Source organism: Desulfurobacterium atlanticum, from assembly GCF_900188395.1.
GTDB lineage: Bacteria > Aquificota > Aquificia > Desulfurobacteriales > Desulfurobacteriaceae > Desulfurobacterium_A > Desulfurobacterium_A atlanticum.
Genome location: NZ_FZOB01000001.1, coordinates 99,237 through 117,555, shown reverse-complemented (window position 1 = coordinate 117,555; position 18,319 = coordinate 99,237). Strand labels below are relative to the sequence as shown.

The 18,319-nt window shown below is 38.2% G+C and carries 15 protein-coding genes; 5 read left to right on the top strand and 10 right to left on the bottom strand.

Features of this window, described 5'->3' with window-relative positions; translation table 11 throughout:
* Positions 1–28: 28 nt before the first annotated feature.
* Positions 29–1,546, bottom strand: coding sequence for a YifB family Mg chelatase-like AAA ATPase (locus tag CHB58_RS00600; protein ID WP_089322157.1), 1,518 nt, complete (start codon positions 1,544–1,546; stop codon positions 29–31).
* 57 nt (positions 1,547–1,603) lie between these two features.
* Between CHB58_RS00600 and CHB58_RS00595 the strand changes: the two genes are divergently transcribed.
* Together CHB58_RS00595 and cutA are read left to right on the top strand one after the other, a co-directional pair.
* Entirely contained in the window at positions 1,604–2,263 is a 660-nt protein-coding gene (locus tag CHB58_RS00595) for an L-2-amino-thiazoline-4-carboxylic acid hydrolase (protein ID WP_089322156.1), read from the top strand.
* Positions 2,211–2,528, top strand: coding sequence for a divalent-cation tolerance protein CutA (cutA, locus tag CHB58_RS00590; protein ID WP_089322155.1), 318 nt, complete (start codon positions 2,211–2,213; stop codon positions 2,526–2,528). Before CHB58_RS00595 ends, cutA begins: the two co-directional genes overlap by 53 nt.
* A 4-nt stretch (positions 2,529–2,532) precedes the next feature.
* On the opposite strand, the gene CHB58_RS00585 is transcribed toward cutA, so the two are convergent.
* From CHB58_RS00585 to thiE, 9 genes are all read right to left on the bottom strand, one after another.
* Positions 2,533–4,815, bottom strand: coding sequence for an endonuclease MutS2 (locus CHB58_RS00585; protein ID WP_089322154.1), 2,283 nt, complete (start codon positions 4,813–4,815; stop codon positions 2,533–2,535).
* Between the two features lie 64 nt (positions 4,816–4,879).
* Entirely contained in the window at positions 4,880–5,329 is a 450-nt protein-coding gene (locus CHB58_RS00580; protein ID WP_089322153.1) for a GatB/YqeY domain-containing protein, read from the bottom strand.
* Between the two features lie 20 nt (positions 5,330–5,349).
* Entirely contained in the window at positions 5,350–5,577 is a 228-nt protein-coding gene (rpsU, locus tag CHB58_RS00575; protein ID WP_089322152.1) for a 30S ribosomal protein S21, read from the bottom strand.
* Between the two features lie 93 nt (positions 5,578–5,670).
* Positions 5,671–7,539 carry a selenocysteine-specific translation elongation factor gene (gene selB / locus CHB58_RS00570; protein ID WP_089322151.1) on the bottom strand — a complete coding sequence of 623 codons (1,869 nt, stop codon included), beginning with the start codon at positions 7,537–7,539 and terminating at the stop codon, positions 5,671–5,673.
* The gene (locus CHB58_RS00565; protein ID WP_089322150.1) at positions 7,536–8,507 is read right to left on the bottom strand and encodes an NAD(P)H-dependent glycerol-3-phosphate dehydrogenase; all 972 of its coding nucleotides are present in this window, start codon (positions 8,505–8,507) and stop codon (positions 7,536–7,538) included. The genes selB and CHB58_RS00565 overlap by 4 nt, the downstream gene beginning before the upstream one ends.
* 2 nt (positions 8,508–8,509) lie before the next feature.
* Positions 8,510–9,358, bottom strand: coding sequence for a PHP domain-containing protein (locus tag CHB58_RS00560; RefSeq protein ID WP_089322149.1), 849 nt, complete (start codon positions 9,356–9,358; stop codon positions 8,510–8,512).
* Complete coding sequence (locus tag CHB58_RS00555; RefSeq protein WP_089322148.1) at positions 9,331–10,152, bottom strand: 50S ribosomal protein L11 methyltransferase; 822 nt, start codon at positions 10,150–10,152, stop codon at positions 9,331–9,333. The genes CHB58_RS00560 and CHB58_RS00555 overlap by 28 nt, the downstream gene beginning before the upstream one ends.
* Positions 10,127–11,209 carry an alanine racemase gene (gene alr, locus CHB58_RS00550; RefSeq protein WP_089322147.1) on the bottom strand — a complete coding sequence of 361 codons (1,083 nt, stop codon included), beginning with the start codon at positions 11,207–11,209 and terminating at the stop codon, positions 10,127–10,129. Before alr ends, CHB58_RS00555 begins: the two co-directional genes overlap by 26 nt.
* On the bottom strand, positions 11,193–11,816 hold the full coding sequence (gene thiE / locus CHB58_RS00545) for a thiamine phosphate synthase (RefSeq protein ID WP_089322146.1): 624 nt from the start codon (positions 11,814–11,816) through the stop codon (positions 11,193–11,195). Before thiE ends, alr begins: the two co-directional genes overlap by 17 nt.
* Before the next feature lie 655 nt (positions 11,817–12,471).
* On the opposite strand from thiE, the gene ftsY reads away from it, so the two are divergent.
* Genes ftsY through gltB form a run of 3 tightly spaced genes read left to right on the top strand, consistent with a single transcriptional unit; the run spans position 12,472 to position 18,307 of the window.
* On the top strand, positions 12,472–13,362 hold the full coding sequence (gene ftsY, locus CHB58_RS00540) for a signal recognition particle-docking protein FtsY (protein ID WP_425478086.1): 891 nt from the start codon (positions 12,472–12,474) through the stop codon (positions 13,360–13,362).
* Between the two features lie 20 nt (positions 13,363–13,382).
* Entirely contained in the window at positions 13,383–13,967 is a 585-nt protein-coding gene (locus CHB58_RS00535) for a hypothetical protein (protein ID WP_089322144.1), read from the top strand.
* Between the two features lie 11 nt (positions 13,968–13,978).
* The gene (gene gltB / locus CHB58_RS00530; protein WP_089322143.1) at positions 13,979–18,307 is read left to right on the top strand and encodes a glutamate synthase large subunit; all 4,329 of its coding nucleotides are present in this window, start codon (positions 13,979–13,981) and stop codon (positions 18,305–18,307) included.
* Positions 18,308–18,319: the final 12 nt, after the last annotated feature.

The window sequence follows — 18,319 nt, the reverse complement described above, 5'->3', positions numbered from 1 at the left end:
AACAATATACAACCATATTCTATCTAAATCAATTGATTTTTATAACCTCTCTAAAACTCACAGCTTCAGCCACATGATGGGATTTAATAATCTCTTCTCCCTCAAGGTCTGCAATGGTTCTTGCTAATTTCAGTATTCTGTTATACCCTCTTGCAGAAAGCCTGAACGTTGAAACAGCTTTTTCAAGAATAGCTTTAGCATCAGAAGAAAGAGAACAGAACTTACGAATCTCAGTGCTTCCCATATGGGAATTGAAAGAGATTTTTAATCCTTTAAACCGCTCCCTCTGAACAGCATGAGCCTTTTCAATCCTTTCCCTGATAGATGCTGAAGTCTCTCCACATTCCATCTTTGAAAGTTCATCAGGTTTAACAGCCGGAAGGGAAACGTGAATATCTATTCTATCAAGAATTGGGCCGGAAACTTTTGAAAGATACCTTTTTACCTGAACAGGAGAACAGCTACACTGGTGAACATCATCTTCAAACCCGTAAAATCCGCAGGGACATGGATTCATAGCCGCAACAAACATAAACCTTGCAGGAAAAGAAACGGTTCCTGAAATACGGGAAACCGTTACCATCCCATCTTCAAGAGGCTGTCTCAAAGCTTCTATAACAGACCTTTTAAACTCCGGAAACTCATCAAGAAACAAAACACCATTATGAGCAAGACTTACTTCTCCAGGTTTAAGACTGCTACCGCCACCAACCATTGCAACATCAGAAACAAGGTGATGTGGTGACCTGAATGGCCTTTTATCAATAACACCCTCAGAAAGCAAGCCTGCTGCACTGTAAACTTTCGTTGTCTCAATAATCTCCTGTTCTGTCATCAGAGGAAGTATCGTTGGAATTCTCCTTGCTATCATCGTCTTGCCAGACCCGGGAGGACCAAAGAAAAGAAGATTATGCCCACCTGCCGCAGCTATCTCAACAGCCCTTTTTGCGTGAAACTGTCCAGAAACATCAGCCATATCAATATCAAACTTTGACTCTCTAAAATCCCCCTCTCTTTTAAACGGCTCTATAGTTAAATCTCCATTTAAAAACGCAACCGTTTCGGTAAGAGTTTTAACCGGAACAATTTCAATACCACTTATAAGCGAAGCTTCTTCTGCATTGTTAACTGGAAGAATAACCCCTTTATATCCCTTCTCTCTTGCAAGAATAGCGCAGGCAAGAGCTCCTTTCACCCTGCGAACTTCACCGTTTAAACCAAGCTCACCGGCTATAAGATAATCTTTAAGTTTTCTACCAGAAACGATGTTTTGAGAAAACAGAATCCCTATGGAAATGGGAAGGTCGTATATTGTCCCCTCTTTTTTAAGGTCAGCAGGAGCAAGATTTATAACAACCTTTCTGGCTGGAAAAGGGAAACCGGAATTTATAAGTGCAGACCTTACTCTCTCCCTGCTCTCCTTTACTGCAGAATCAGGAAGACCAACAATGGCAACTGAAGGAAGTCCTCTGCCTGCATCAACCTGAACAGTAACTTCAACAGCATCAACCCCTAAAACGGTATAACTTTTTATTTCAGCTACCATTTTAACCTCTTTAGCAATTATTATATTACAATTTCTCTGAACATTGAGGTATTGCAAATGGAACCGGGAGAAATTCTCATCACAATAAAGGTTTTACACAAGGAAACAGGATGGCACTGGCCCAAACTTCTGATTTCTGCTACCATCCTTTCCGGTAAAATATACAAAAAATCATCATGGTCCAGGAGAAAGGGAGAAGCTGCCCAATTGATAAAACGGCTTGCGTTTATTCCCGCTATTTACATTGAACTCTCTCAAAAGTATGGAAAAGAAAAAGGAGAGGAAATTACAGAAAAAGTAGTGATGGCAACCAGCATAAAGGAAATGGAAAAGTTTCTTCCAAAAGAGAAACATTTAACCCCGATGAAAAGACTTTTAAAATTCAGAGAAAAAATGGAAAAAGAAGGTATCTCTAGATTCAACACAGTGGAGGACGTAAAATGCACAGAAACCATCTGCCATTTCAGAATAAAAGAATGCATTATCTACCAATTTTTCAAAGAAATAAATTTTCCCCATCTTACACAGATGTTCTGCAGGGTTGATAATCTATTTTTCCAGAAAGCGTTTCCAGAGTTTAAATTTCACAGAGGAAACGGAGAAAACACTATCTACCACGGGAAAAAATACTGTGAATTTATATTTGAATTAAAGGAGGAGAAAAGTGGAAAAATTTATAACGGTAATAACAACCACAGAAACGGAAAAAGAAGCTGAAAAAATTGCTGAAACACTTGTATCGGAAAAGTTAGCAGCATGTGTTCAAATTATACCTTCAATAAAAAGCGTATATAGATGGCAGGGGAAGGTAGAGAAAAGCGAAGAACATCTACTTTTTATAAAAACAAAAGAGAGTCTCTTTGAAAAAGTGGAAAAAGCTATCAAAGAAAACCATTCATACGAAGTGCCTGAAATTATCTCAATTCCTGTAAACAGCGGAAGTAAGGAGTATCTTGAATGGATTAAAAGCGTGACACTGTAAAACACTACTTAAGCTCAACCACCGTAACTCCGTCCCCCCCTTCCTCTATCTTACCGGGACGGAAAGATTTAACGTAGGGAGAATCTTTAAGATACGTTCTTATAAGCCTTTTAAGAATTCCCGTTCCGTGTCCGTGCACTATTTTTACACGGGAAAATCCTGCAATACGGGCATCATCAAGAAACTTCTCAACAGCATCAAGGGCTTCATCCCCTCTCATGCCAAGAATTTTAAGTTCCGGGAAAAATCTCTCAGGCATTCTGGCGTTAACTTTTATTTTTGGCTCAACCTTCTCAGGCGGTTTCTCAACCGACTCTATTTGAGCAAATTTAACATCCATTTTAAGAGAACCTACAGCAATTTTTACAATCTTCCTGTTTAAGTCAACCTCAATAACAGTTCCTTTTCTTCCGCTTCCCTTAAGTTTTACAACCATACCGGGCTCTATTTTATTTTTAACATCCTTACTGCTTTCTTCTTCAAGTTTCTCAACTTTACCTTTTGCTTCCTTTAAAAGCTCTTTAACCCTGCGTCTTAACTTCTCATCATTTATCTCTGAAAGAAGCTTTTCACTTTTTTCTTTAAAATGGGTTATGTATTCCTGAAGTTCCTTAACCCCTTTTTCCTTAAGTATTTTCTTCTCTCCTTCAAGTGCTTTCTTTTCTCTCTCAAGTTCTTCTTTCAACTTTAATAAATTCTTCCTTTCATCCTGAAGGGCAACATACTCAGATTCAAGGGCTGAAATTATATCTGAAGCAAGCTTATCATCAGAGGAAATAAGCTTTTCAGCTTTTTCTATCACCTTATCGGGCATTCCGTAACGCCTTGCTATAACAAAAGCATAACTTTTTCCTATAACTCCGTAGGCAAGCCGATAAAGAGGTTTCAGGCTCTTCTCATCAAAAAGGACAGAAGCAACATCGTAAAAAGGGTCTTTATACGCATAAAGCTTAATAGGTGTAAAGTGGGTCGTAACAACCGAAAACACCTGTTTCTCTTTAAGATAGTCAAGAATTGCAACACCAAGACTCGCCCCTTCAACAGGGTCAGTCCCTGCTCCAAGCTCATCAAGCAGAACAAGAGTGTTTCTATCAGCTTCAAGAAGTATTTCGGAAATATTTTTTACATGGGCGCTAAAGGTGCTTAAACTCTGCTCTATGCTCTGCTCATCACCTATATCCGCCATCACTTTATTAAAAAGCCTGATTTTACTCCCTTCAGCACAGGGAATAAGGAAACCGCTCTGAGACATAAGGACAAAAATTCCAATAGTTTTAAGAATAACAGTTTTTCCCCCGGTATTTGGCCCTGTTATAACAAGCCCTCTACGTAGCTTAATGTCAACAGGGACAACCTCCTTCCCTGAAAGAGCAAGAAGAGGGTGCTTTGCATCTTTAATATCAATAAAATCTCCAACATCTGGAAGAGTCCCTTTCAGCTTATAGCTCATATACGCCACAGCATATCTTTTATCAAGCTCCACAAGTGTTTGATACGCGCTTTCAAGACGATACCTGTTTTCCCTGATTTTTCTGCTTATCTCTGAAAGAATTCTCTTTATCTCTTTCTGTTCCTCTATCTCAAGGTCTCTGAGCCTGTTATTATCTTCCACTATAAATGTCGGTTCCACATAAACCATCTGACCGGAAGCAGACCTGTCGTGAACTATCCCCGGAAACCTTTTTCGGTATCCTGCTCTTGCAAGGACAACATATCTGCTGTTTCTTATAGTTATTATCTGCTCAGGACAGATATCCTCATTTCTCCTTACAAGAGACTCCAACCTTTTCTTTATCTTATCAGCAATCCTGCTTTTTTCACTCCTTATAAGCTTTAGATTGGAAGAAGCCGTATCAAGAATCTCTCCACTCTCATCTATGGCAGAGTCAACCATCTCTCTTAGCTCAAGAAACGATGAAAGAGCGTGAGAAAATGCAGAAAGTCTTGGAAACCTTTCTCTTATTTCATTTAAAAATCTTTTAACATTTTTTGACTGAACACAGACAGACCTTACCTTTAAAATCTCTTCAACAGAAAGAACAACCCCTTCAACTTTAAGTTTTTCAATAATGGCAGATATATCAGGGAAAGTTTCAAGAGGAAAGTGTCTTTCAGAAAGAAGTCTTACAAACTCAAGGGTAAAAAGTCCCCTTTCGGTAATTTCAATTTTATCGTTTAAAGGTTTTATTGAAAGAACAGCTTCTTTCCCGGATTCACTTTTGGCAAGAGAAGCGGTTTTTTCAAGAAGGGTATCAAATCCAAGGTGGCGCCACACTCCTTTGAACATTAGTATGAATACCCCCTCCAATACACCAAAGGAGTGTGAACGCCCCGATTATAAGCCATAACTTTTATTCTCCAGAAAGAAGTTCCTTAACAATCCTGTTTACAACAGAGCCGTCAGCCCTTCCTCTAAGTTTAGGCATAACTGCCTTCATTACCTTACCCATATCTTTCACAGAGGAAGCACCAACTTCTTCTATTGTAGATTTTACTATATTTTTTATCTCATTTTCATCAAGTTGCTCTGGAAGATACGACTCAACAATGGCAAGCTCGGCTTTCTCTTTCTCCACAAGGTCCTGTCTGCCACCTCTCTCATACATCTCTATGGATTCTTTACGCTGTTTGGCATACTTCTGAAGTAAGCTGATAACCTCTTCATCTGTAAGCTCGCCACGCTTATCTATTTCAGCATTCTTTATAAGAGACATAATCATTCTTATGGTGCTGAGCTTCACCTTATCTTTGGCTTTCATCGCCTCTTTCATATCATTCTTAAGCTGCTCTTTTATACCCATTATAAGCTCCGCCTATCGGATTACTTCTTCTTTTTCTTACCCTTTGGTGGCAAAAGACCGCGCTTTTTGAGAGCCTTGATCAGACGCTTTCTTGCTGCCATAGCCTTTCTTTTTCTCTTTTCACTTGGTTTCTCGTAGTATTCCCTTCTCTTAATCTCTGTAAGAATACCCTCTTTCTCACACAGTTTCTTAAATCTTTTCAGCGCCTTCTCAAATGGCTCTCCGTCACGGACATAAATTGTTGCCATTAAGCATCGCCTCCTTTTCTGATAATTTTGCTAAACGGATTATATTACTGAGATTTCCAATTTGCAACCGTTTTTGAGAAAGTAAGCCAGAATTTATACTTTCAATTTCCTTGTTCCATCAGCTTCTCTCTCTGTTATACCTTCTCTATCAAGCAGTTCAAGTAAAGGAATTGCATGTTTTCTTGAAATGGAAAGAAGGTCTTTAAATTCTGCAACTTTAAAGGAACCGGTAGCTTTAAACGATTTAAGTTTCTCAACTATCTCATCAAAAATCTCAGGATGGATAAGAAACTCCCCTGCCATTTTATATCCGTTTTTTTGAAGAAATTCCAGAAGGGCGTAAAACTTATCTTTCGGTTCACCAATCTCTTCTCTCAGCTTTTCAACAGACGGGGGAGAAAATTTTTCCCTTAAAAGAACAGTATCAACTTTTTCTTTAATCTTTTTAAAAGTTTCATCAAGGTAAGGATTAAAATCTTTCAATTTCACATATTTTGAAACAGAAAGAAGCTCCGCAGATTCTGAAATCACCTTTTCAAAAAGAGCAGAGTCAACATTGAGAAAACTTTTAAGAGTTTCCCTGTTAATCCCTTCAAGAACAGGATACTTTTTGTGAAAATCGGAAACAAACTCCAACGCTTTTCTAAAAACTTTATCAACACTATCTCTTCTATAAAGGAAATCTCCAACCCTGACAATATCCCCCATTTCTTCCACTTCTTTGAGAAAGAGATTTAAATTCTCACCGTAAAGATTAAGAAACTGTGGAAGTTTTGATACTTCAAGAGGTTCAAACTGAGAAACAAAAACTTTAAGAGCTTTTTTTCTGCCTTCTTCAAGCTGTTTTATCTTTTCAACAAATTCCTGCTTAAACTTTTTCCTATAACGTTTTCTTTCAAGAGGATGGAGAATCATACCCCCACCTATAACCTCTGAAGGAGTTATGCTCCTTAAGATAAACCTATCACCGTAAACCGGAAAAATTTCTCTATCAAGAATAATCTGCACCCTGGAAGAAGAGGCAGGTTCAGCTACATCTTTATCTATTAAAACAATCTCTCCTTCAACCATTTGAGTAAGATAATGAAAATGGATACGTTTCCTTTTTTCAAAAGGTTCCATATTTTTTGAAAATGTTATAACAGCATCTATCAGATTACTGCCGTCTAAAATACCAGCAGGAGCTAAAATGTCTCCCCTTTCAATCTCATTTAAAGAAAGAGAAACATTTAAGGCAACCCTCTGACCCGGATAAGCCTTTGAAACTTTTTCTCCTGCAACCTGAATCCCTTTCACCTTCAAACTCTTCAAAGAGGGATAAACAGATAACTCTTCTCCTTCCTCTATCAAGCCTCCAGAAAGTGTTCCAGTAACAACGGTGCCAAAACCTTTAACAGAAAAAACTCTGTCAACAGGAAGTCTTGGAAATGAATACTCTTTATTTTCCGGAATATTTTTTACAAGTTTTAGAATCTCCTCTTTTAAAATGTCAAACCCTTCTCCAGTTTTTGAAGAAACCCTGACAAAGGGAGCATTTTCAAGGAAAGAACCTTTTAAATAATCCCTGACGTCCTCTTCAACAAGTTCAAGCCACTCATCATCAACCATGTCAACCTTTGTAAGAACGACTATTCCCTTTTTTATACCGAGCATTTCACAAACTGTGAGATGCTCTTTTGTTTGAGGCATAACTCCTTCATCAGCGGCTATCACAAAAAGAACACCGTCTATTCCCTGAGCTCCTGCAACCATATTTTTTATAAATTTTTCATGGCCGGGAACATCAACAATACTTATCAGATAATCTCCAAGCTTCATGTGGGCAAACCCAAGCTCTATGGTCATGCCCCTTTCTTTCTCTTCTTTTAGCCTGTCGGTATCAACACCTGTTAACCGCTTTACAAGGGATGTTTTTCCGTGGTCAATATGGCCAGCCGTTCCTATTGTTACACTCTTTTTCATTCTTCCTTCACCGGTCTTGAGAGAAGCTCCACCATAACCCTTTCAGGGTCTTTACCATCGTGAACAACAGAATAAACAGCTTCAGCTATCGGCATTTCAACATTAAGTTTTTTGGCAAGCTCAACAGCCGCTCTCACAGTGTGAACACCCTCAACAACATATTTCTCGTCAACTTTACCGGTTCTTTTACCTATTGAAAGTCCAAACTGTCTGTTTCTTGATAAATCCCCTGTGCATGTCAGGATAAGGTCTCCCATACCTGAAAGACCGTAAAACGTTCTTTCCTGAGCACCCAATCTTACACCAAGGTTTTTAATCTCATGAAGTCCCCTGGTTATAAGAGCCGCCCTTGCATTGTTGCCAAGACCCATCCCATCTGAAATTCCAGCAGCAATCGCAACAACATTTTTCATAGCACCGCCTGTTTCAACACCGATAACATCGTTAGAGGAGTAAAGCCTGAAAATTTTACTGCTGAGCATGTTAACAAGAGCAAACGTTTCCTCCTTATCCTCACCTGCAACAACAGCAGCAGAAGGAAGCCCTTTTGCTACCTCACGGGCAAATGTGGGACCAGAAAGAACAAAATACTTTCCACCGACAACCTCTTTATAAACCTGAGACAGAAGATTTAAAGAACTTATCTCTATTCCTTTACTTGCACAGATAACCCTTCTCCTTTTAAGCTCATCTTTGAAACGGCTCCAGAAATCCCTGCTAAATTGAGCAGGAATAACGGAAAAAATCACATCTCCCACTCTCTTAAAAAACCGTTCAACATCTGAAATAGCTTCCACCGTATCAGGATAGGAAATTCCCGGAAGGTATCTTCTGTTTTCCCGTTCCCTATTTATACTTTCAGCCACATCCTCTTCTCTACACCACTGAATAACTTTAAATCCAAGCCTTCCAAAATGAACGGCAATGGCAGAACCCCAGCTTCCTGAACCAAGCACACCTAAAATCATAATCACACCCCGGTGAAAATCCCGAAATTTAAATCTTCAAGTTTTATATTAAGCATACCAAGAGCTATGTCCGGTTTATTATAACCGTGGTAATCACTGCCACCTGTGGAAAGGAGAGAAAGTTCTTTTACAACACCTTTTAAAGCTTCAACATCTGCAGGCGTATGGATAGAATGAATTATCTCAACACCTTCAAGACCTTCCTCTTTCAGTTTCGTGAAAAAAGATAGATAGTAATTTCTTGGAATTTTAAGAGTAGGCGGATGGGCAACAACAGGAATACCGTTTGCCTCTTTTAAAAGCCTGAAAATCTCTCTGTAATCAAGCTTTTCTCTTTTCACCCTGTATTTCTTAATAAGAGAAAAAGCTTCCTTTCTTGTAGGAACAATCTTTTTTTCAACAAGAAGAGTAACAATGTTCGGTTTCCCAAAGTTTTTACCAAACAACGATTCAACATCTTCATAGTGAATATCATAACCTGCATCTTCAAGCCTTTCTATTAAAAGCCTGTTTCTCTTCTCTCTCGTCTTAGAGAAAAACTCAACAAGCTCCTTTATGGCAGAAGATTCTATGTCTATAAAGTATCCGAGTATATGAAACTCCGCATCAGAGGGCAGGAAAGAGGTATCTGCAGTAACTTCTATTCCCGGAATAAATTCTATCCCTTCTCTCTTTGCTACCTCTACAGCTTTTTGAACACCTGAAACCGTATCATGATCGGTAATACTTATAACTTTCAGATTTTTTGAAGCGGCAAGCTTAACAATCTCTCCAGGAGAATCTGTCCCGTCTGAACAGGTTGTATGCATATGAAGGTCAACATTTACTTTCTGGCAGCTACAGCTATCCATCCATTTTCCCTTTCAACTTTTTCTACGGTAAAACCATGTTTTTCAATCTCTTTCACCATATCACTTTCCTGGGATTCAAGAATCCCGGAAATAAGGAGAGTTTGCGAAACTTTTCGGACAATTTCCGGAAAAATTGGAAGAAGCAGGTGTTTCTCTATGTTTGCAACAACAATATCAAACTGTCCTTTAACTCTATCAACACTTCCGTGAACAAACTCAACACCTGAAACACCGTTTATCAGCGAATTTAATTCAAGTTCATCCTTTGCCTCTTTTTGAATATCACACGCCACAACCTTCCCTGCACCAAGCTTCTTTGCAAGAATTGAAAGAATACCACTACCGCTTCCAACATCAAGAAAAGAACAATCTGGAAAAACATACTCTTCCATAAGCTTCATCATAAGTTTTGTTGACTCATGACTCCCTGTACCAAATGTCTGACCTGGATAGATGTAAATGGGAATTCTATCCTCTGGATTAAACTCTTCCTTAAGCCAGGAAGGAACAACAACGATAGATTTTCCTATTTCAACAGGTTTAAAATGCTCCTTCCAGTTCTCATTCCAGTCCTGCTCCTCTATACGAAAAGAACCTATAAGATACTCTTTAAGTGGAGTCTCTTCAGGATGAAAATCAGCATTCCCATCAAAATAAACTCTTACATAATAAATTCCGTTCTCCTCCTTTAAATCCTCCACCCCTTTGCAACCTGCTTCAAAAAACATTCCATCAGCAATATCTCTCATCTGAAATGGTATGGCAAAATCAAAAACGAGATAGTATCTTTCCATCTTCCCTCTCAAAGAAAATCCTTTTAACCCTGGGACTTATATCACACATAATTTCATAAGATATGGTTCCCGCTTTCTCAGCCATTTTATCAAAAGTAAGAGCTCTGTCTGTAATAACAACTTCATCACCAACCTTTGTATCAATCCTTTCAACAGAAACAACAGTCATATCCATGCAGATTCTTCCAATAACAGGAGCAAAACAACCGTTTATCTTTACCTGCCAGTTGTTTGAAAGTGAACGGATAAATCCATCGGCATAACCAAAAGCAACAACCGCTATCTTTTCACTCTTTCTTGTAATATACGTTCTTCCGTAAGAAACACCCCAATCTGGAGGTAGCGTTTTCACATCTATAACTTTTGATTTAACCTCCATGACCTGCTCAACCGGAACAGGAAAATCAGGATACGGTTTACTCCCGTAAAGAGCAAGGCCTATCCTTGAATGGGTTAAAAGTCCGTCAAGAGAAAGAGGAACAGCCCCACTGTTATCTATATGAACAGCAACCTTTTTAACAGACAGAACTTTTTTAATAAGCGGTATAAACATATTATACTGATAACGTGTAAACTCAACATCAGTATCAGAATCTGCAAAATGGCTCATAACCCCTTTAAGAAGTGAAAAATCCAGCTTTTCAAGAACACTCTCCCACTGATAAGGAAGAAATCCTAATCTTCCCATACCTGTATCAACTTTAAGGTGAAAACCTATACCATTTTTTACAGCTATTTCAAGACTTTCAAAATCAAAAACTACGGGGGTCAAATTAAGCTCTTTTACCTCATCAACACCTTCAATTAAAGGATTGCTCATAACAAGAATCGGGCTTTTTACTCCCCCTTCTCTAAGTTCCTTTCCTTCATCAATAGTCGCAACAGCAAACATATCAACATCTGTTTCCCTCTCAAGAAAAAGGGAAACGGGAACACTGCCGTGGCCGTAAGCATTTGCTTTAACAACGGCAATTATTTTCTTTCTTCCTGTAAATTTTTTTAAAGAGTTGTAATTGTTCTTAAGCCTATTAAGATAGATTTCAGCCCATCTCAGCATCTATTATCTCTCTTAACTTTTTTGCATTTTCATAAGGGTCTCCCTGAAAGATACCTCTTACAACAGAGACACCCGCAGGCTTACATTCTAAAACTTCTCTTATATTATCGCTATTAATCCCACCTATCGCAACAACAGGGTGAGTTGAAACAGAAACAGCTTCTTTCAAAAGTTTCGTTCCCACAACAGGGTCAGGTTTCTCTTTCGTGTTTGTCAGAAAAATCGGTCCAAATCCTATATAGTTAACATTTTCTCTATCTGCCCTTTCCACCTCTAAAAGATTATGGGTTGAAAGACCCACAATAAAACTTTCCCCGACCATTTTCCTCACAACAGAAACAGGTAGATCTTTCTGCCCCACATGGACACCATCAGCCCCAACAGCAATCGCAAGATCAACCCTGTCATTTACTATAAAAGGAATGTGATACTTTTTTGTAATCTCTCTTACCTTTAAAGCCTCTTCATACATATCTATCGCTTCTTTCTTTTTAGCTCTGTATTGAATTACAGTTACCCCTCCCTCTATTGCAGCGGCAACTTTTTCAGCAATGTCCTTAAGCCCCATAAACCTCTCATCGGTTATTCCGTAAAGTCTTAAATCCATAACCAACCTCATCTAAATGTTTAACCTGATATAATATATTGCATTCCTTACCATCAGCACTTTTGAAAAAGTTGTTTAAAGAAATAAATTTAGCCAGGACAGTTTACCAAATTATTTTAATCGTAAGGAGCCGAAAATGCTCGGGTTTTTCAGAAAGAAATCTATTGAAGATGAGTTAAAAGAGAATCCCAATCAACCACAGTTGTGGCTTAAACTTGCAGACAAAAATATAAAGAAATTCACAGAAGGAATAGCCAACGCCATTCACTACAGCAACGGAGAACTTGTTGTTGAAGCAGCAACACTATTAAAAGAGAAAATCTCTTACAGAGACGTTGATATAGATACAAACCTTATAGAAGAGAAGGCAGGAAAATACACAGCTGCTTTAATATCGGGAATCCTTGAAAAGTATGAAAACAAAAATTTATCAAAAGCCAGAAACCTTTTTGAAACAGCATATCAATCTGAAAACAAACAGGAAAAATTTTTAGCAGGATTTGAACTTTCAAAGCTTTTAATAGAAGAAGGGTTTTATGACCAGGCAAAGAAAATTATATCTGAAATAGAACCCTTTACACCAGAGAGCTACAAAGATGAGTTAAACGAACTTAAAAAAGAGATAGAAAAGGCAACAGAGGAGAAAAAAGGCGGAATTTTTAAAAGCTTTAAAGAAGGTTTAAAGAAAACGCGAGAAGCCCTTAATTTCTCTGTATTTAAAGGAAGGGAAGTTAACGAAGAGTTTTTTGAAGAGCTTGAAGAGAAACTTATACTTGCAGATATAGGAGTAAAAACAACTCTTGAGCTTATAGAAGAGCTTAAAAGAGAAGCCAAAAAGAAAAAAATCAAAGAGTCGGACAAAATTCTTGAACTTCTTAAAAGCAGACTTAAAAGCATTCTCTTAAAACATAAAGGAGAGCTGAAAATAGACCACAAACCATTTGTAATTTTAGTGCTTGGTGTAAACGGTGTTGGAAAAACAACCACCATAGGAAAACTTGCAAAACAGCTAAAAGATGAAGGAAAAAGTGTTGTTCTTGCAGCAGCAGACACTTTTAGAGCAGCGGCAATAGAACAGCTTGAGGTATGGGCTCAAAGATCGGGAGCAAGAATCATAAAAGGAAATGAAGGCGCCGACCCTGCATCTGTGGTTTTTGATGCTGTTCAAAGTGTTAAAGCCAAAGGAGATGACGTGCTCATTATAGATACTGCCGGAAGACTTCACAATAAAGATAGACTGATGAAAGAGATACAAAAAATCAAAAAAGTTGTCAGTAAAGAGCTTCCCGGAGAACCTTCTGAAATCCTTCTTGTCCTTGACGCAAACACCGGGCAGAATGCAATTTCTCAGGCAAAGGCGTTCAAGGAGATAACAGATGTTACAGGAATTGCACTGACAAAGCTTGATGGGACAGCAAAAGGCGGAATTGTTATTGCCATCTCAAACGAACTTAAAATTCCAATAAAATATGTTGGAATCGGCGAAAAAATAGAAGATTTAAGGAAATTCAATCCTGAGGAATTTGTTGAAGGACTATTTTCTTAAAACCTTCTCTGGAGTTTTTTATGGATTTTTTAATAGTTGGACCGTTAAACGGGCACGATAAAAGGTTAAAAGGGCTTGTTGAAGTTACATCTCCTGATATTACAATAGCTTTTGGACCGATGAATCTATCCCGTCCTTTAACTCTCAAAAGAACGTGGTTTTACATACATGGTAAAGAGAAAGACTTTGAAATTCTTTCAAAAAGCGACGGTGTTGATTTTATGTCAAGAATTTTTAAATACAAAAATATCTACTTTTGCGGACTAAGTGGTATTTTTCATCCACAAACATACAAATTCACACGAAAAGAATGGGCAAAAAGAAACAAAGGAAAATTTCCTAAAAAAGATATGGGATACATCTTCAATGAAGATATTCTTGCCCTTTTTGCCACTTTTGAAAAGCTAAAAATCCCAAAAGTTAACATCTTCGTATCAATGCTATCTCCTGAAAACAAACTTTTAAAAGAGATAGTGGAAACCATTAACCCTGATTATTGTATCTATCCATCTAAAAGATTCCAGAAATTTAAAGAAGGAACAACAAAATATATAGGTATTGAAGATGCTCAATCGTTTAATGGAAAATACATAATTCATTTTTAAGGAGAAGCACAATGAAACATAAAGACTCCTGCGGTGTTGGATTTATAGCTGATATAAACGGATATAAAAGCTACAAAATTCTTCATCAAGCACTTAGCGCAGTTTCAAACCTTACACACAGAGGAGCCGTTCTTGCCGACGGAAGAACAGGCGATGGTTCAGGCGTCCTTTTCCAGCTACCTGTGGAATTTTTTAGAAAAGAGGTTGAAAAAGCAGGGGAAAATTTCGGAGATGAGATAGCAGTTGGAACCTTTTTTATAGACAGCAGACAGGTTGATAAAAGTATTAAAACTGTTGAAAATATTCTAAAAGAGAAAAACCTTCCTTTTCTGTGGAGGGAAGTTCCTGTTAACATCAACGAATGTGGCGAAATTGCCAGAAAAAGCCTTCCTTTCATTATTCAGATAATAACTCCATTTCCCGGTGAAATTGACCTTTACATTTTAAGAAGAAAGATTGAGAAAGCATTAAGACAAATTTCCAAAAATAATTACGTTTTATCTTTCTCTGATAAACTTATAGTTTACAAAGGGATGCTTCTTGCTCCTGACCTTCAAAAATTTTATCCTGACCTTAACAATGACCTTTTTAAAACAGCAATTGCTGTATTTCACCAGAGATATTCAACAAACACAAATCCTGAATGGAAACTTGCTCAGCCTCTCAGAATGATAGCCCACAACGGAGAAATAAACACAATAACAGCAAATAGAAACTTTATAAAAATAGTTGAACCGATAATAAAAAGCTCCCGTTTCGGTAACAGAATAAAAGACGCATTACCTGTAATAAACTTTGACGAAAGTGATTCTGCATCTCTTGACAGAGTTTTTGAACTCATGGTGTTATCAGGTTATCAACCTGAAGAGGCAATAAGTGTTTTAATCCCACCTGCTTATGAAATGCTTGATCTTGATGATGAAGAAAGGGCATTTTTCCTATATCATCTTCTTTTAATGAAGCCGTGGGACGGACCTGCTGCAGTTGCATTTACAGACGGAAAAGTGGTAGGAGGAAAACTTGATAGAAACGGACTGCGCCCTGCCAGATATACAATAACAGAAGACGAAACTGTTATATTTGGCTCTGAAGAGGGAATGATTGAAATAGATGAGAGCAAAGTAGTTTCCCACAACAGACTCTCTCCCGGAGAGATAGTTGTCGTAAACACAGAATTTGGAACAGTTGAAACAAACAAAGAGGTGTTAAAACGCATAGCCCGTCAGAGAGATTTAAGGAGAGAGATAAGGAGAAAACTTTTCAAGCTTTCAGACCTTAAAACAACTCTTGAAAACTCTCTCGTTAACGAAAGTAAACTAAGAGAAGAATTAATTAAATTTGGATACTCAAAAGAGGACCTTGAGTTTATTATTGACGAAATGGCAGAATTTGGAAAAGAACCTGTTTTTTCCATGGGAGATGACACGCCTCTTCCATTCATATCCGATGCACCTTTTTCCCTTTTCCGCTTCTTTAAGCAGAAATTTGCTCAGGTTACAAATCCTCCCATTGACCCTATAAGAGAAAGGGTTGTAATGTCATTGAAAATACGACTTGGTGGAAAAGTAAATTTCCTTGAGAGAGAAGGAAAGCTGCCAAGAAGAATTGAACTTGAATCTCCACTGCTTACTCCCGGTCAATTTGAAAACCTGAAAAACGCCTCATTTATGAAAGTGGAAACCTTTAAACTTGAGTTTAAAGAAGATCTTGAAACAGCCATAGAAAACCTTTTTAAAAGTGTAAAAGAAGCGATAGAAAAGCACGATATTGATGTTGTTATCCTTTCTGATAGAAACTGCAAAAAGCCTATTCCTTCACTTCTTGCAGTTTCAGGACTTTTAAACTTTTTAAAGAAAGAAAATCTCATGCACAAAATCTCTATCGTTGTTGAAACAGGAGAGGTAAAAACAACACATGAAATAGCAGCCCTTGTTGCTTTTGGAGCAAGTGCGGTTTATCCCTACCTTGTGTTTGAATACCTTAAAACCCGCGTAATTGAACTGAACCTGCCGTATGAAACTCTCATTGATAACTACAAAAAAGCTGTAAATAACGGTCTTCTTAAAATAATGTCAAAAATGGGAATCTCCCTGCTATCTTCATACCATCTGAGTCAGAATTTTGACATACTCGGCCTTTCAAAAGAGGTGGTGGATAAATTTTTCCCTCACACATTCTCCCCTATAGGTGGTATGACACTTAAGGACATAGAGAGAGAGATAAATAGAAACTGCAATGCTTCAGAAACTCTTGAAGATATTCCAGAATCAGGCGCTTTAAGATTTAAACCAGGTAAAGAGAAACACGGTTTCTCTCCGCAAGTAGTAAGAGCAATTTTAAAAAGTGCAAAAACAGGAAACTTTGAAGAGTTTGAAAAACTTTACGATTACTATAACGAAAATCCTATTTACATAAGAGATCTTTTAAAAATAGAATCGGACAGAAAACCCATACCGATAGAAGAGGTTGAACCGGTAGAAAGCATAGTCAAACACCTGATGGTTCCAGGAATGTCAGTCGGAGCTTTATCAAAAGAAGCTCATGAGGTTCTTGCAGAAGCGATGAACCTTTTAGGAGCAAAAAGCTGTAGCGGAGAAGGAGGGGAAGACCCTGAAAGATACTACGCCGCAAAAAACAGCAAAATAAAACAGGTAGCTTCAGGAAGATTCGGTGTAACCCCTTCTTACCTTGCATCTGCTGAAGAGATTGAGATAAAAATTGCCCAGGGAGCAAAACCGGGAGAAGGAGGACACCTTCCAGGCAAAAAGGTAACAAAATATATAGCCCAACTGAGATTTTCCATTCCGGGAGTGACACTAATCTCGCCACCTCCACATCACGATATCTACTCAATAGAAGACCTTGCACAGCTTATATATGACCTGAAACTGGCAAATCCAAAAGCAAAAATAGCGGTAAAACTTGTTGCTGAATCCGGAGTTGGAACTGTAGCAGCAGGGGTTGCTAAAGCAAAAGCTGACGTTATTCAGATTTCAGGCAGTGACGGAGGAACAGGAGCTTCACCGATAACTTCAATAAAAGGAGCCGGGCTTCCCTGGGAGATAGGACTTCCTGAAACTCACAGAACGCTTATTGAAAATGGATTGAGAGAAAACGTCACCTTAAGGGTTGATGGCGGAATAAAGTGTGGAAGAGATATCATAATTGCTGCTCTCCTTGGAGCCGAGGAGTTTGGAATCGGCACGGCTGCCATGATAGCCGAAGGGTGCGTGATGGACAGAGAATGCCACACAAACAGATGCCCTGTAGGCATAGCCACACAGGATGAAGAAAGGATAAAAAGGTTTAAAGGCAAGGTTGAAAGCGTTATAAATTACTTTAAACTGCTGGCTGAAGATGTAAGAAGACACCTTGCCCGGCTTGGTTATAAAAACCTGAAGGAGATAACGGGAAAAAGTGAACTTCTAAAGCCTGATATGGAAAAATTGAAAAAACACTCAAAAGCTTCTTCTGTTGATTTTGGTTATATAACCTCACCATCACTACCTTTCATAAGAGTAAAAGAACCATACAATCCGATCTCTTCCCCGTTAAACGAACGGATTGTTGAAGACGCAAAGCCGTTCATTGAAAACGGTGAACCTTTTAGAAAAACATACCTGATAAAAAATGTTGACAGAGGAGTTGGCATTCCACTTGCATACATAGTAAATAAACACTTTGGAAGCAATGCTCCGAAAGACCTTATCAAGCTTACATTTAAAGGAACAGCTGGACAGAGTTTCGGAGCATTTTTAACAAACGGCATATCTCTTTATCTTAAAGGAATTGCCAATGATTACGTCGGTAAAGGAATGGGAGGAGGATTAATAGTTTTAAATTTCGCAGACAACTTTAAAGGAAAACATTACGAAAATGTTATAGCCGGCAACACTCTCCTTTACGGTGCAACAGGTGGAATGCTGTTTGCATCAGGAAAAGTCGGTGAAAGATTTGCAGTAAGAAACAGCGGTGCTGTTGCTGTAGTTGAAGGTATAGGACAGCATGGGTGTGAATATATGGTAAGAGGTGTTGTTGTTATCCTTGGTGAAGTTGGAATGAATTTTGGAGCGGGAATGACAGGTGGAGTAGCATACATTCTTGACGGTAAAATAGAGCAGAAAATAAACAGAAACTATGTTAAAGTAAAGGAACTATCTCAAAAAGATGCAGATTTTCTGAAAGTCCTAATAAGCAAGCACTATAGATTCACAAAAAGTGAACGGGCAGCAGAAATTCTTGAAAACCATTTCATATTTGAAAAACTGAGAAAAGTGGTGCCTTTAAACGAAAGGGAAGTTGAAGAAGTAAGCATAGGAAGTACAGGACTGCCTGACTAACCAACTTTAAAA

Excerpts from the sequence above, each read along its gene's own strand:
- CHB58_RS00600 (WP_089322157.1), bottom strand. The coding sequence starts at position 1,546 with ATGGTAGCTGAAATAAAAAGTTATACCGTTTTAGGGGTTGATGCTGTT.
- CHB58_RS00595 (WP_089322156.1), top strand. The coding sequence starts at position 1,604 with ATGGAACCGGGAGAAATTCTCATCACAATAAAGGTTTTACACAAGGAA.
- CHB58_RS00585 (WP_089322154.1), bottom strand. The coding sequence starts at position 4,815 with ATGTTCAAAGGAGTGTGGCGCCACCTTGGATTTGATACCCTTCTTGAA.
- CHB58_RS00580 (WP_089322153.1), bottom strand. The coding sequence starts at position 5,329 with ATGGGTATAAAAGAGCAGCTTAAGAATGATATGAAAGAGGCGATGAAA.
- rpsU (WP_089322152.1), bottom strand. The coding sequence starts at position 5,577 with ATGGCAACAATTTATGTCCGTGACGGAGAGCCATTTGAGAAGGCGCTG.
- selB (WP_089322151.1), bottom strand. The coding sequence starts at position 7,539 with ATGAAAAAGAGTGTAACAATAGGAACGGCTGGCCATATTGACCACGGA.
- CHB58_RS00565 (WP_089322150.1), bottom strand. The coding sequence starts at position 8,507 with ATGATTTTAGGTGTGCTTGGTTCAGGAAGCTGGGGTTCTGCCATTGCC.
- CHB58_RS00560 (WP_089322149.1), bottom strand. The coding sequence starts at position 9,358 with ATGGATAGCTGTAGCTGCCAGAAAGTAAATGTTGACCTTCATATGCAT.
- CHB58_RS00555 (WP_089322148.1), bottom strand. The coding sequence starts at position 10,152 with ATGGAAAGATACTATCTCGTTTTTGATTTTGCCATACCATTTCAGATG.
- alr (WP_089322147.1), bottom strand. The coding sequence starts at position 11,209 with ATGCTGAGATGGGCTGAAATCTATCTTAATAGGCTTAAGAACAATTAC.
- thiE (WP_089322146.1), bottom strand. The coding sequence starts at position 11,816 with ATGGATTTAAGACTTTACGGAATAACCGATGAGAGGTTTATGGGGCTT.
- CHB58_RS00535 (WP_089322144.1), top strand. The coding sequence starts at position 13,383 with ATGGATTTTTTAATAGTTGGACCGTTAAACGGGCACGATAAAAGGTTA.
- gltB (WP_089322143.1), top strand. The coding sequence starts at position 13,979 with ATGAAACATAAAGACTCCTGCGGTGTTGGATTTATAGCTGATATAAAC.